The sequence below is a fragment of the Actinoplanes sp. NBRC 101535 genome (genome assembly GCF_030269225.1).
Taxonomy (GTDB): Bacteria; Actinomycetota; Actinomycetes; order Mycobacteriales; family Micromonosporaceae; genus Actinoplanes; species Actinoplanes rectilineatus.
In genome coordinates, this window is record NZ_BSSY01000032.1 from 26,371 (window position 1) to 39,546 (window position 13,176).

Sequence of the window (13,176 nt, forward strand, 5' to 3'; positions counted from 1 at the left end):
GATGTCCCCTCTCAGCGTGCCGTGGCCGTGTACGGCAGGAGCGCCATCTCGCGGGCGTTCTTGACCGCGCGGGCGATCTGCCGCTGCTGCTGGGAGGTCACACCGGTGACGCGGCGGGCACGGATCTTGCCGCGGTCGGAGATGAACTTCCGCAGGAGAGCGGTGTCCTTGTAGTCGATGTAGGTGATCCCGTCCTTGTCGAGCGGGTTCACCTTCTTCTTCGGCTTGCGAAGCGCCGCAGCCTTAGCCATTGCTCTTACTCCTGATATTCGAGAAAGCCCGAAGGCTTAGAAGGGAGGCTCGTCGTCGAACGAGGAGTTGCCGCCGCCACCGCCGGAGCGGTTGCTGCTGGAGGCCGGCGCAGCCGAGGCCCAGGGGTCGTCGAAGTCGTTGCTGCCGCCGCCGCTGTTGCCGCTGCTGCCGCCACGATTGCCGCCGCCACCGGACTGCCGGTTGCCACCACCGGAGGAGCCGAAGCCTCCCCCACCGCCACCGGAACGGCTCGCCTTCTGCACCTTGGCCGTGGCGTAGCGCAGGGAGGGGCCGATCTCATCGACCTCGAGTTCGTAGACGGTGCGCTTCTCGCCCTCGCGGGTCTCGTAAGACCGCTGGCGCAGCCGGCCCTGCACGATCACCCGAGCGCCACGCTGCAGCGACTCGGCGACGTGCTCGGCGGCCTCACGCCAGATGTTGCACGCGAGGAAGAGTGGCTCGCCGTCTTTCCACTCGCCCGATTGCCGGTCCAAGGTCCGCGGCGTCGACGCGATCCGGAACTTGGCGACCGCCGCACCCGAAGGGGTGAAGCGCAGCTCAGGGTCGTCGGTGAGGTTGCCGACGACCGTGATGGTGGTTTCTCCTGCCATGAACTTCTCCTCGCCGCATCAAACGTTGACGCAAAGGGTCTCAGGACCCTCTGACAAAAACGCCTCAGCGGGTCTCGGGACGGATGACCTTGGTACGCAGGATGGACTCGTTGAGCCGCAGCTGACGGTCCAGCTCGGCCACGGCCTCCGGGGTCGCCTGAAGGTCGACGACGGCGTAGATACCCTCGGCCTTCTTGTTGATCTCGAACGAGAGCCGGCGACGGCCCCACACATCGAGCTTCTCGACCGAGCCACCCGCAGTGCGGATGACGTTCAGGTACTGGTCGAGCGACGGGGCGACGGTGCGCTCCTCGAGCGAGGGGTCGAGGATCACCATCAGTTCGTAATGACGCAAGACTTACTCACCTCCTGTGGGCTTGAACGGCCACGGGATTTCCGTGGCAGGAGGTCTTGTGTCGAACGCAGAAGAAGCCGCGGGGAGACAACTCGCCCACGGCGAACGCACTGCGAACCGAGCCAGCATACCCACCCGAGCCGTCCGGCCCAAAAGCAGGGAAAAACGATGACCCCGTCCGGTGGACGGGGTCATCGCCTGGGAGAGCCGCGGGGCGTCCGGTCCGATTCGTTGGGTGGGACCTGGGGAGGAACGACCACACCGATGAGGTTGGACGCGTCCGCCCCGCGGAGCTTCGAGTAAGAGCTTACGACATATTTGCGTGAGATGCACGTTGCGACACGATTGCCCGAATCGCGGCAGTTGCGACGCCGAGGACGCAGACCAGCGCGGTCAGTCCGAGCAGCCCGAACGACCGGCCCTCCCGGATCGGCCCGACCGCCGCCATCGGCTCGGTGACCTCGGCCGGAGCGGACGCCGTCGTACCCGGCAGCAGCGGCGAACCGTCCGCGGCCGGCGGCACCGGCAGCATCCCCGCCGCCTCGGAGGCCGTCGGAGCCACGTCACTCGGCAGCGCACCGGCGGTCACGGGGACGCCGACTCCGGTCGTACCCCCGAGGATCCTGTCGGGGGAGACGGTGCCGGTGACGCCCTGCGGCAGTGACCGGGACGCCGAGGCCGCGTCGCCCACCGTGGTGGCCGGACGCGCCTCGGCATGCTGTCGTGCCTGATCACGCGCGGCGAGCTTGGAGACGGGCGCGGCGGTCCGATGCGCGTTCGCGGCTCCGGCGGCGGTCCCCGAACCGGACGTCTTGGCCGCTCCCGGAGCCGCACCACCGGTCGGCGCCGGGGCCGGATCGGCGGCCGCGGCGGACGGCTCGGTCTTGACCATCACCGGAACCGCGGTGTCGCCGGTACCGCAGTCCGGGGTCAGCAACACCGAGGTGGTGCCGCGCCGGAAGAGCACCTCGGCCGCGCCGTCGTCCGGAACGGTGCCGTGCGGCACCCCGCCGATCTTGAGCTCGGCGTCGTGGCCGGTCCGGTTGACCAGATGCACCACGGACCGCGCCGGCACGGTGATCGACTCGACGTCGGGCTTGGAGGCGCACGACAGGCCGAGCACGCCGGAGCCGGCGAAGTTCACCCGCCGCTCGCTGGGATCGAGCTGCTCGGCGCTCGCCGTCCCGTTGGTGAGCAGCGGGGCGCCGAAGATCAACCCACTCAGCGCCAGCGCCGCCACTCGGTATCGAGCCTGCCGTGACATGCACCATCCCCTATTCGACCGCCGGCGGGCCGGCATCCGTCAAAAGTGATCAATGCAGCTAACGAGGGGCGGCGGAGGCCGGTGACGCGCGGGCGGAGCGTCACACCCTCGTCGTAGGCTCGTCCCATGCGCATCGGAGCCCATGTCGATCCCGCCGAACCGCTGGCCGAGGCCGCCGCACGCGGCGCCGACGCCGTGCAGTTCTTCCTCACCGACCCGCAGAAATACAACGCGCCCAAACCACGCGAGGACGCCGAGGCGCTGCGCGTCTCCGAGGTGGACATCTACGTTCACGCGCCCTACATCATCAACGTCGCCTCGCCGAACAACCGGGTTCGCATCCCCAGTCGCAAACTGTTGATGCAACACGCCCGGGCGGCCGCCGAGATCGGTGCGAAAGGTCTGATCGTGCACGGCGGCCACGTCGGTTCCGGCGCCGAGCTCGCCTCCGGCTTCGCCAATTGGAAGAAGGCTTTCGAGTATGCGGAGAAGGACGGTGGCCTGCCTCTTCCCGTTCTGATCGAGAACACTGCCGGGGGCGACAACGCCTGCGCACGGCGCTTCGACGACCTGGCCCGGCTCTGGGAGGCCGTCGGTGAGTTCGGGGCCGGATTCTGCCTGGACACCTGCCATGCGTTCGCCGGTGGCGAGGATCTGACCGGCATCGTCGACCGGGTGAAGGCGATCACCGGCCGGATCGACCTGATCCACGCCAACGACTCCAAGGGCGCCTTCGACTCGGGCCAGGACCGACACGACAACCTCGGAAATGGGAAGATCGACCCCGATTTGGTGGTTGCGGTGATTCGCGCCTCCGGGGCACCGGCCATTGTGGAGACCCCGGGCGGCGCCGAGGCGCAGGCCGCCGACATCGCCCTTCTGCGGGAGCGGGCGGGCAGCTGACGCACCGGCACGGGAGGGTCATGTCCGAGGAGCCGCAGAAAACCGCACCCGTGGTGGTCGCCGCGGAGTCCGCCCGGCCGGCACGGCGGCGGTTCGGTCTGCTGACCGGCCTGCTGTCCCGTCGTGCCGCGCCTCCCCAAGCCACACCCTCCGAAACCGCGCCTTCCGAAGACGCGCCTTCCGAAGACGCGCCCTCCAAGGACACGCCTTCCAAAGACGCGCCTTCCAAGGACACGCCAGCCGAGCCCGAGGCAAAAGGCACGCCCGCTTCAAAGGGCACGAACGTTTCAAAAGACACGCCCGGTGGCGAGATTTCCGACAGGTCGGATTCGCCGGGCAAGAAGGGCATCCCGCAACAGCGCAAGGCGTCACCCGACGAACGGCCCCCCGGCGCCCCACCGGACCCGTGGAGCGCGTTCACCGCCATCCCGGAGAAACCCCCCGGCCTCATCCGCCGCGGCCTGAGGTTCGCCCGGCGCCGAGCGGTCCACGAGTACGCCCTGGTCACCTACGCCGCCGTTCTGCTGGCCGTCGCGATGACCTGGCCGACCCTGCGCTACCCGGCCTATACCCTCCCGCAGGACCTCGGCGACCCGTCCCGCCAGGCGTGGCTGCTCTCCTGGGCCGGCCACATCCTGGCCACCGACCCGGTCCGCCTCTGGCATTCGAACGCCTACTTCCCGCTGTCACACAGCTTCGCGTCCGGTGACAGCCTTCTCGGGTACGCCCTGTTCGCCATGATCGGCAGCGGGCCGACCGCCGCCGTCGTGCGCTACAACCTGCTCTTCGTCGCCGCGCACGCCCTGCTGGTCATCGGCGCCTACGCCCTGGTCCGCCAGCTCGGCGCCCGGCCGATCGGCGCCTCGGTGGCGGCCGTCGCCTTCGCGTACGCGCCATGGCGGCTGGCCCAGGAGGGGCACCTCGACATCGTCTCGGCCGGCGGCATCCCGCTCGCCCTGGCGATGCTGGCCCGCGGTCACGGCTGGTCCCTGCGGTACGGCTACCGTCCGGCCCGCCGCAGCAACAACTGGACGGTGGCCGGCTGGGCCGTGGCGACCTGGCAGTTGGGCATGGGCTTCTCGCTCGGCGTCCCGTTCGGCTACGTCCTGGGCCTGTTCGTGCTGGTGCTGCCCCTCACCGGCGTGTTCTACCTGATCCAGCGGCTGCGCCGGCGTAAGCCGAAACCGTGGATCGGCTTCCACCTGCTGACCACCGACTTCCTCGGCGCCTCGATCTTCGCCGGTGTCGGCCTGGTGCTGGCCGTGCCGTACGTACTGGTGCCGGACAGCGACACCAAGACCCAGGAGATCGGGTTCTTCTCACCGCCGCTGCGGAGCCTGCTGATCGGGCCGGCCGAGTCGCGGGTCTGGGGAGCCGCGCACGAGACTCCCCGCGCCTCGCTCGGCTGGGCCGCCGAGATGTCCCTGCTCCCCGGCTTCGTCCTGTACGCGCTCGCCATCGCCGGCCTGTTCCTGTCGATCTGGCGGTTCCGGCACCGGCTGCTGCTGCTCGTGGCACTGGCCGGGGCGACCGTGCTCACCCTGGGCACCACGTTCTTCGGGGGCCGCTGGACGTACCTGCCGTTGTTCGGGCACTACCCGGCCTCGTTCGACCTGCGGATCCCGGGCCGGTTGATGCTGTGGGTGACGCTGCTGCTGGCGATCCTGGCCGCCGGAGCCGTCGACGAGTTCGTCCGCCGGGCCCGGCATCTCGCCGCGCAGCGGTTCCCCCCGTGGCCCGGCCCGTGGTTGCGGCTGGCCATGGTGACGCCGCTGTTGCTGGTGACGTTGGAGGGCTGGAACGCCACGGCGCATCCGGTCGTCCCGGAGCAGCCGCAGGCGATGCGCACGGTCACCGGCCAGCTGCTGGTGCTACCGACCGGTGACCTGACCGATCAGACCGTGCAGCTCTGGTCGACGACCCGTTTCCAGTCGCTGGCCAACGGGGGTGGCGCGTTCGCCGCGGCCCGGCAGAGTGAGCTGCGGAGCCGGGTGGCGTCGTTCCCGGATGCGGCGAGCGTCGAGTACCTGCGGTCGGTCCACGTCACGGTGGTGGTCCTGCTGCGGGCGGAGAGCGTGGGCACGTCGTGGGAGCGGTCCGGCATCGTGCCGGTGGACGCCCTGGGCATCAGTCGTGAGGACCTCGACGAGAACACCGTGGTCTTCCGCCTCGGTTGATCCTGAGCGGGTCCTCACCGACGACAGCAGGCGCGGCCACGACGGGCCGCGCCTGCTGTCGTCTGCCGTGAAAGCGGTCAGCTCGTCAGCACGGCCGGCTGAGACGGTGGCGCCGGCGGCCGGAACGCGTCGATCGGCGCCTCCTCCGACGGCCCCATCCCGAACCGCTTGCGCAAGGTGGTGATCCACGGCGCTTCCGGCCCGTCCAGCGGCCCCGCCTCCGGGTCCACCCCGTCGTAGCTCTGCCGGACCACGTCCAGTTCCGGCCGCCAGATCTCCCGGACCACCGCGCCGACCAGCACCGCCACCGTGATCCACCGCAGGGTGGAGGCGAGCACGAAGGTGCCCTCCGGGATGACCGACTTGCCGCCGGCCCCGATCAGTTCGGCGTAGAACGCGGCGAGGTAGCCCACCTCCGCGATCGACCAGGCGATCACCGCACCCCACTTGGGGCGGGCCAGCGCGATCAGCGGGATGAGCCAGAGCACGTACTGCTGGGACCAGACCTTGCTGAACAGCAGGAACGCCGCCACCACCAGGAACGCCAGCTGGGACAGTCGCGGGCGGCGCGGGGCGAGCAGCCCGAGCAGCAGGATCGCGAGGCAGCAGAGGCCGAAGAGCGCGTACGACAGGATGTTGAGCGTCGGGATGTGGTTGCTGAGCCACTGGAACGGCCCCATGTCGCCCTCGACGCCGCTCTTCCACTTGCCGTCGAGGTACCGGCCGATGTACCAGAAGGTGCCCCAGTCGACGGGTCGTTCCGAGTTGAGCCGGAAGAACCGCAGCCAGCTCTCGTGGTACCAGAACCAGACCGGGAAGTTGACCGCCGCCCAGGTGACGGCGGTGGCGATGAACGAACTCCAGAACGGTCGCAGGCGTCCGGTGCGGAACGCGAGGATCAGGATCGGTCCGAGCAGGAACAACGGCCAGAGTTTCGCCGCCGCGCCCAGTCCGAGGAGGACGCCCGCCCAGACCGGCTTCTTCTTGACCCAGAGTGCCAGCCCGATGGCGGCCAGCCCGATCGCCAGGTAGTCCCAGTTGATGGTGGCGGTGACCAGGACGATCGGGGAGAGCGCCAGGATCGCCGCGTCCCAGGGCCGTCGCCGGCGCAGTGCCAGGACGATCGCGACGGTGGCGACGGCGAGGATCGACAGGATCAGCGCGTTGATGTTGTAGAACCAGCTGCCCTGGTTGATCTCCGGGTGCTGTTCGCCGTACCAGTGGACGGGCAGGCCGAGCGCGCCCATGAAGTAGCCGGTGACGACCGGGTATTCCACCGGGTGGTCGACGTAGGGGACCTTGCCCTCGTTGATGCCCTCGGCGTAGTAGAGCGCCAGCACGTCGGTGTAGCAGTAGCGGGTGTACTGCACGTTCTTCTGCCAGTTGCCGTCCATGCAGGGCGACTTCTGGACCCAGGAGAACGCGAGGATCAGGCAGGCCAGTGCCATCACGATCCGCGGGGCGGTCCAGAACCGGCCGGGCCGGGTGTCGGGATGCACCGCGTGTGAGCCGAGTGGACCGCCGATGAACTGGGAGAGTCCCCGCACGAAACCGTCCGAGGTAGCGCTCGAGACGTCAGGCCGCTCACTGGACGGTTGCTCGCTCATGTCTTGGCATCATGCCGCATGGGACGCCTGTGGCGTTGCCGGGTCGCGGCGTGCCACACCGGGGATGAAAAACGGAACGGCGCCCACCGGATGGTGGGCGCCGTTCTCAGCGGTGCGGTTCGTCAACGGCCGCCGGGGCCTCCGTCGTCATCGTCATCGCTGTCGTCGTTGTTGCCACCGTTGTCGGTGTTGCCACCGTTGTCGGTGTTCCCGCCGTTGTTGCCGGTGTTGTCCTGGCAGAGCGTCGGGAACTTCTGGCAGATGGCGTTCTGGTTCGGGTCCTGGACCGGTTCCTGCTGAACCGGCGGCGGCTCCTGGCCGTTCGCGTACTCGCTGTTGTCGTTGCCGGTCTCGATGCGCTCAGGGAAGGACTCCTTGTCCCACTTGAGCTCCTCGGTCACGGTCTTGATGAACTCCTCCCAGATGTCGGCGGGTGTTCCGGAGCCGAACATCTTCTTGGAGCTGCCGTTGGCCGCGGTGAGTTCCACCTTGTTGCCGGCGCCGCCGACCCAGACGGTCACCGCGAGCTGCGGGATGCCGCCGACGTACCAGGTGTCGCCGTTGCCCTTCTTGAACTCCCAGGTGCCGGACTTGGCGGCCGACTCCCGTCCGTTGCTGAGGGTGTGGTCCGACTTGCCGGGGATCTTCTGCATGACGCCCAGCAGGTTGGACATCTGGCTCGCGTCGAAGACCTGCTTCCCCTTGAGGTTCTCGCTGGGGATGATCTTCATCTCGCCGGTCTCCGGGTCGCGCCGCTCGATCTTGCGGATGAAGTGCGCGTCGTGCCGGACACCGCTGTTCATGATGGTGGCGACGCCCTGCGCGTGCTCCAGCGGAACCACGCGGTACTGACCGAAGGCGACCTCGTTGTCGAAGTAGCCGGAGCTCTTCCACTTGGAGGCGTTGGTCTTGGTCAGGTCGACCTGCTCGCCCTTGTCGGTCCACATGTAGCGGATGCCGGCGTCACGGGCCGCGGCGATGACCTTGTCGCGGCCGATGTTGTTGGCGATCCAGTAGAACGGGAAGTTGTACGAACGGATCGTCGCGGTCTCGAGGTCGCAATACTCGATCTTGCCGTCACAGAGCGCGGAGTCCTCGGCGCCGGCGTTGCTGATCTTGGTGCCGTTGGCGCGCTTCTGCGTGCCGTCCCAGGTCGTCTTGAAGGAGATGTCCTCCTTCAGACCCGCGGCCAGCGTGTAGAGCTTGAAGGTCGAGCCCGGCGACTGGCCGCCGTAGTCGACGACTCCGCTGCCGTCACCCGCCATGTAACCGGCGTAGTCGGTGCCGTTGGGGTCGTCACCGCCGTAGTAACCGAGCACCCGCCCGGTCTCCGGGTCGATGCCGATCACCGCGGACTGGTAGGTCTTCGGCCGGCCGTTCAGCGGCGAGGTCTTGCTCTTGCGGGAGCCGGCCGCGACCGCCGCGTCCTGGACCTTCTTGTTGATCGTGGTGGTGATCGAGTAACCACCCTTTTTCAGGTCGTCCGCGGAGATGCCGAGCTGAGTCAGCTCGTACTGCACGTGGCGCATGACCATGCCGACCGGCTTGCCGTCGGCGCAGGTCTTGCACTTCGAGCTGACCGCCTTGAGCTCCGGGTACGCCCGCTTGTCGTACTGCTCCTGGGTCATCCAACCCATCTCGAGCATGTTCTTCAGCGTGTACTCCCACCGCGACAACGCGTCGGTGGGGTTCTCCCGCGGGTTGTAGCCCTTGTGCGTCGCGGAGGCATACGGCTGCTTGATGATCGAAGCGATCACCGCGGCCTCGTACACGCTGATCTCGTTCTTCGAGCCGGTCACGACCGACTTGCCGAAGTAGCCGTTGGCGGCCGCCTCGACGCCGTACCGGCCCTCGCCGAGGTCGATGTAGTTCAGGTACATGCCCATGATCTGGGGCTTGTCGTACTTGGACTCCAGCTTGCGGGCGATCACGGCCTCGCGCAGCTTGCGGCTGTAGCTGATGTCCTTCAGGACGGCGACGTGGCGCGCGTACTGCTGGGTGATCGTCGAGGCGCCCTGCCGGTCGCCGTTGGTGAAGTTGTTCCACGCGGCACGGGCAATGCCTTTCATGTCAATGCCCTCGTGCTGGTAGAAGTTCTTGTCCTCGGCGGCGGCAACCGCGTGCTGCATTACCTCGCTGATCTGCTGGTAAGGCACGTTGATGCGGGGCTCGCCCTCTTTCGCGAGGACGTTGCCCTTGGTGTCGTAGATGATGTTCATCTGGTCTTCGGCCTGAGCGGCCGGAAGATCGACATCATCGAAGAAGTACGTGCCACCGACGATGCCGACGCCGAGCATGATGACGAGCACCGCTGCCGCGGCAGTCAGGATGTTCGCCCGGCGGTATTTCTTGTCAGCCTTGCTCCGGGGGCCCTTGCGGCCCTTGCCACCACTGCCCAGCACGTCGGGGACGCCGGAGGACGGCGGCACCGAGGCACCGCCCCGGACAGCACCCACCGAGGCCGCCCCGACCGAGGCGCGGCCCGGCGCGGCACTGCCGACCGAGGCCGCCCCGACTGAAGCACGGCCCGGGACGGCGGCGGCGCCACCGACCGAGGCCCGGCCTGGCGAGGCGCTGCCGACGGAGGCCGAACCACCGACCGAGGCCCGCCCCGGCACGGCGGCGGAGCCGCCCACCGAGGCCCGGCCTGGGACGGCGGCGGAGCCACCGACCGAGGCGCGCCCTGACTGCCCGCCGACCTGCGCCGCCCCGGACGGACGCCGATAGGCGTCCGGACCGGATCGGCCCTCGTTCGGGTCGGGCGCGTCGTCAGGCGTGGAAGCAGCGGACGGCCCGGGCACTCTGGCCCGGGCTCGTGCGTTCTGCGGATCGCCGTACGCGTTCATTCCTTCACACCTACCGGTCGCGGGGGCGCAGCCGGACGACCTGGCGGGGTCACCCTGGCGAAGCGCCACGAGCGGGCGTTTTCGGCTGCATCCCCGGCAGCCGGCTTGTCGAATGTCATCAATGACCGAACCCGGCGGGGGGTGCCCGGGTCGGCCCTGAACCAGTACACGTTAGCGAGATCGAACCGGTTCATCGGCGAGCCTCTCCGCCATGGGACGCCGCCGCCGTCCACAAAGTCTCCGACGACGCGAGGAGTAACTCGTCAGTGGCCTGCCCGTCACGACCGAGCACGTATCTCTCGATCAACTGGTTCCACGCGCAGGAGCGGCACACCTCCACCACGAAGACCTGGAACTCACGCAGCGTCATCGCCAACACGGGCAGCTCAGCGAGTTTCCGGGCCTGCCCGGCGGACTGCTTGAGCTCGTCTCCATAGACGTAGTGCACCAGTGTCAGATTGTCGCGACGGCAGATCGGGCACCGTTCGTCGGTGGGCTCACCGTGGTATGTGGCCGCGTTTCTCAAGTACGGCGACGCATCGCAGACTTCGAGCGCGCCGATCCGACCATTTCGCACGTCACGCAGGACTGCTCGCCTCTGTAGCGAGTAGTCGACGACCTGCCGCTGCGTGCGCATGGCGAGAAGAGTACGCGGTCCCCGCAGCAGCGGCGACTGTCATCACGCAGAGTGGCGTGGCGACTGCGAACCGGTGTTCGGGTTGCGCAGGTTCGGGGCCCGGCCTACCGTGACGATGTATCGAGCCGATACATCGTGACGTTCTGAAGGAGGGTCGAGATGCTTGATCTGGCGATTCTCGGTCTCCTGCAGGAGGCCCCGATGCACGGTTACGAGCTGCGCAAGGAGCTGGCCACCAAGCTCGGCACGCTCCGGGCCGCGATCAGCTACGGGACCTTGTACCCGACTTTGAAGCGGTTGAAGCTCGCCGGCTGGATCAGCGAGGCCGCGGCGAGCAACGACGCCGTCCCCCCGATGACCAGCAAGCGCGGCCGTGTCGTCTACAAGATCACCGCTGAGGGCAAGGAGCGGTTCGCCGAGCTCCTCACTCAGACCGGCCCGGAGACCTACGACGACGCCGGTTTCGGGGTGCACTTCACCTTCTTCTCCCGCACCGACCGCGCCACCCGCCTGCGCATCCTGGAGGGCCGCCGCCGCCGGATCGAGGAGCGCCGGGAGAGCCTGCGCGAGATCCTGACCCGGGTCGGCGACCGTCTCGACGCCTACACCCTCGAGCTGCAGCGCCACGGGCTCGAGGCCTGCGAGCGCGAGGTCCGCTGGTTGGAAGAGCTGATCACCAACGAGCGGTCCGGCCGCGCCCCCGCTTTCCGCAATCGTGCCGGGCTCACCGCCGCGCCCAGCCCCGCGCCCACCGGCGACACACCGCCGGCCGGGACGGCTCCGCCAGAAACACCGCGTCCGCACCAGGACCGGCCGTGATGAACAACAAGGAGGCAAACGCGATGGGCTCCGTCCGCGTCGCCATCGTCGGGGTGGGTAACTGCGCCTCGTCCCTCGTGCAGGGTGTGGAGTACTACCGGGACGCCGACCCCGCTGACCGCGTCCCCGGTCTCATGCACGTGACCTTCGGCGACTACCACGTCTCGGACGTGACGTTCGTCGCGGCGTTCGATGTGGACGCCAAGAAGGTCGGCATGGACCTCAGCGAGGCGATCGTCGCCAGCGAGAACAACACGATCAAGCTGACCGACGTGCCGCCGACCGGCGTCACCGTGCAGCGCGGCCCGACCTTCGACGGTCTCGGCACCTACTACCGCGAGATCATCGAGGAGTCGCCGGTCGAGGCGGTCGACGTGGCGCAGGCACTGCGTGACGCCGAGGTCGACGTCGTCGTCTCCTATCTGCCGGTGGGCTCGGACGAGGCCGACAAGTTCTACGCGCAGGCCGCGATCGACGCCGGTTGCGCGTTCGTCAACGCCCTGCCGGTGTTCATCGCCTCCGACCCGGTCTGGGCGCAGAAGTTCACCGACGCCGGGCTGCCGATCGTCGGCGACGACATCAAGAGCCAGGTCGGTGCGACGATCGTGCACCGCGCGCTCGCCAAGCTGTTCGAGGACCGCGGAGTCGAGCTGCTGCGCACGTACCAGCTGAACTTCGGCGGCAACATGGACTTCATGAACATGCTGGAGCGCAACCGCCTGGTCTCCAAGAAGATCTCGAAGACCCAGGCCGTGACCAGCCAGATCCCGCACGAGATGATCAAGAGCGACGTGCACATCGGCCCGTCGGACCACGTGCCGTGGCTCGACGACCGCAAGTGGGCCTACATCCGTCTCGAGGGTCGCTCGTTCGGTGACACCCCGCTCAACGCCGAGCTCAAGCTCGAGGTGTGGGACTCGCCGAACTCGGCCGGCGTGATCATCGACGCCCTGCGCGCCGCGAAGATCGCCAAGGACCGCGGCATCGGCGGCCCGATCCTCTCCGCCTCGTCGTACTTCATGAAGTCCCCGCCGGTGCAGTACAACGACCACGACGCGCACGAGTCCGTCGAGGCGTTCATCCGCGGCGACATCGAGCGCTGACCAGCGTGATCTGAGCGCGGCGCCAGCCACGCGGTGAGGCCGGCCCACGGTTGTGGGCCGGCCTCACCTCACCGACACAACCCTGCGGGGGTACGGCCGGAGCACCGTCCCCGGTTCATCGGCGAACGTCGCATCAGCCCCAGAGCCGGGTCAGGGCGACCCGCGCCTCCAGTTCGAGCAGCCGCCGCTTGCGGTCGAGCCCGCCACCGAACCCGACCATCTTGTTGCCGGCGCCCACCACCCGGTGGCACGGCACGATCACCGGGATCGGATTGCGGTTGCACGCCGTCCCCACGGCCCGCGCCGCCCCCGGGTCGCCCAGTGCCGTCGCGATCGCCCCGTACGTGACCATCTCCCCGTACGGAATACCGGCGATCTGTTCCCAGACCGCCCGTTCGAACTCCGACCCGCCCAGCAGCTTCCACGGCACGCTGAACTCGGTGAGCTCACCGGCGAAGTAGGACTCCAGCTGCGCGGCCGCCGCATGCTCGGCCACCGGTCCCGATTTCGCCCCGAACCGCACGCCCACCACGACGTCGCCCTGCACGGCGACCCCCAGCGGCCCGATCGGTGAGGCGACCACGAAGGTTGTCACACAACGA

The 13,176-nt window shown here is 68.6% G+C and carries 12 protein-coding genes; 4 read left to right on the forward strand and 8 right to left on the reverse strand.

All coding sequences use genetic code 11. The features are described from left to right. Positions 1-11: 11 nt before the first annotated feature. The 4 genes from rpsR to QSK32_RS44090 form a co-directional block, all read right to left on the reverse strand. Positions 12-251 carry a 30S ribosomal protein S18 gene (gene rpsR / locus QSK32_RS44075; RefSeq protein WP_007073789.1) on the reverse strand — a complete coding sequence of 80 codons (240 nt, stop codon included), beginning with the start codon at positions 249-251 and terminating at the stop codon, positions 12-14. 36 nt (positions 252-287) lie between these two features. Next, entirely contained in the window at positions 288-863 is a 576-nt protein-coding gene (locus QSK32_RS44080) for a single-stranded DNA-binding protein (protein WP_045745998.1), read from the reverse strand. Between the two features lie 64 nt (positions 864-927). After that, positions 928-1,218, reverse strand: a complete 291-nt coding sequence (rpsF, locus tag QSK32_RS44085) for a 30S ribosomal protein S6 (RefSeq protein WP_014448192.1) — start codon at positions 1,216-1,218, stop codon at positions 928-930. Positions 1,219-1,525: 307 nt separating this feature from the next. Further along, positions 1,526-2,482: a hypothetical protein gene (locus QSK32_RS44090; protein ID WP_285475411.1), complete on the reverse strand. Its 957-nt coding sequence runs from the start codon at positions 2,480-2,482 to the stop codon at positions 1,526-1,528. A 126-nt stretch (positions 2,483-2,608) separates the two neighbouring features. Between QSK32_RS44090 and QSK32_RS44095 the strand changes: the two genes are divergently transcribed. Both QSK32_RS44095 and QSK32_RS44100 read left to right on the forward strand, forming a co-directional pair. Then, positions 2,609-3,385, forward strand: a complete 777-nt coding sequence (locus QSK32_RS44095) for a deoxyribonuclease IV (RefSeq protein WP_045746000.1) — start codon at positions 2,609-2,611, stop codon at positions 3,383-3,385. Between the two features lie 20 nt (positions 3,386-3,405). Continuing rightward, a complete protein-coding gene (locus QSK32_RS44100; RefSeq protein WP_285475412.1) occupies positions 3,406-5,562 on the forward strand; it encodes a hypothetical protein in 2,157 nt (718 codons plus the stop codon). Between the two features lie 77 nt (positions 5,563-5,639). Here QSK32_RS44100 and QSK32_RS44105 read toward each other — a convergent pair whose 3' ends face one another. The 3 genes from QSK32_RS44105 to QSK32_RS44115 form a co-directional block, all read right to left on the reverse strand. Then, positions 5,640-7,169: a glycosyltransferase family 87 protein gene (locus tag QSK32_RS44105; RefSeq protein ID WP_045746001.1), complete on the reverse strand. Its 1,530-nt coding sequence runs from the start codon at positions 7,167-7,169 to the stop codon at positions 5,640-5,642. Positions 7,170-7,291: 122 nt separating this feature from the next. Further along, on the reverse strand, positions 7,292-10,015 hold the full coding sequence (locus tag QSK32_RS44110; RefSeq protein WP_045746002.1) for a transglycosylase domain-containing protein: 2,724 nt from the start codon (positions 10,013-10,015) through the stop codon (positions 7,292-7,294). Positions 10,016-10,205: 190 nt separating this feature from the next. Further along, positions 10,206-10,652 (reverse strand): DUF5318 domain-containing protein, encoded by a 447-nt coding sequence (locus tag QSK32_RS44115; RefSeq protein ID WP_045746003.1) that lies wholly within the window; start codon positions 10,650-10,652, stop codon positions 10,206-10,208. A 159-nt stretch (positions 10,653-10,811) separates the two neighbouring features. Here QSK32_RS44115 and QSK32_RS44120 point away from each other — a divergent pair, with 159 nt between their 5' ends. Together QSK32_RS44120 and QSK32_RS44125 are read left to right on the forward strand one after the other, a co-directional pair. Further along, entirely contained in the window at positions 10,812-11,471 is a 660-nt protein-coding gene (locus tag QSK32_RS44120) for a PadR family transcriptional regulator (protein ID WP_285475413.1), read from the forward strand. Positions 11,472-11,494: 23 nt separating this feature from the next. Next, positions 11,495-12,574 carry an inositol-3-phosphate synthase gene (locus QSK32_RS44125; RefSeq protein ID WP_045746005.1) on the forward strand — a complete coding sequence of 360 codons (1,080 nt, stop codon included), beginning with the start codon at positions 11,495-11,497 and terminating at the stop codon, positions 12,572-12,574. Positions 12,575-12,707: 133 nt separating this feature from the next. Here QSK32_RS44125 and QSK32_RS44130 read toward each other — a convergent pair whose 3' ends face one another. After that, positions 12,708-13,169 (reverse strand): methylated-DNA--[protein]-cysteine S-methyltransferase, encoded by a 462-nt coding sequence (locus QSK32_RS44130; protein ID WP_285475414.1) that lies wholly within the window; start codon positions 13,167-13,169, stop codon positions 12,708-12,710. Positions 13,170-13,176 lie beyond the last annotated feature (7 nt).

Bases quoted from the DNA above. Each gene is read 5' to 3' on its own strand.
- rpsR (WP_007073789.1), bottom strand. From the start codon at position 251: ATGGCTAAGGCTGCGGCGCTTCGCAAGCCGAAGAAGAAGGTGAACCCG.
- QSK32_RS44080 (WP_045745998.1), bottom strand. From the start codon at position 863: ATGGCAGGAGAAACCACCATCACGGTCGTCGGCAACCTCACCGACGAC.
- QSK32_RS44090 (WP_285475411.1), bottom strand. From the start codon at position 2,482: ATGTCACGGCAGGCTCGATACCGAGTGGCGGCGCTGGCGCTGAGTGGG.
- QSK32_RS44095 (WP_045746000.1), top strand. From the start codon at position 2,609: ATGCGCATCGGAGCCCATGTCGATCCCGCCGAACCGCTGGCCGAGGCC.
- QSK32_RS44100 (WP_285475412.1), top strand. From the start codon at position 3,406: ATGTCCGAGGAGCCGCAGAAAACCGCACCCGTGGTGGTCGCCGCGGAG.
- QSK32_RS44105 (WP_045746001.1), bottom strand. From the start codon at position 7,169: ATGAGCGAGCAACCGTCCAGTGAGCGGCCTGACGTCTCGAGCGCTACC.
- QSK32_RS44110 (WP_045746002.1), bottom strand. From the start codon at position 10,015: ATGAACGCGTACGGCGATCCGCAGAACGCACGAGCCCGGGCCAGAGTG.
- QSK32_RS44115 (WP_045746003.1), bottom strand. From the start codon at position 10,652: ATGCGCACGCAGCGGCAGGTCGTCGACTACTCGCTACAGAGGCGAGCA.
- QSK32_RS44120 (WP_285475413.1), top strand. From the start codon at position 10,812: ATGCTTGATCTGGCGATTCTCGGTCTCCTGCAGGAGGCCCCGATGCAC.
- QSK32_RS44125 (WP_045746005.1), top strand. From the start codon at position 11,495: ATGGGCTCCGTCCGCGTCGCCATCGTCGGGGTGGGTAACTGCGCCTCG.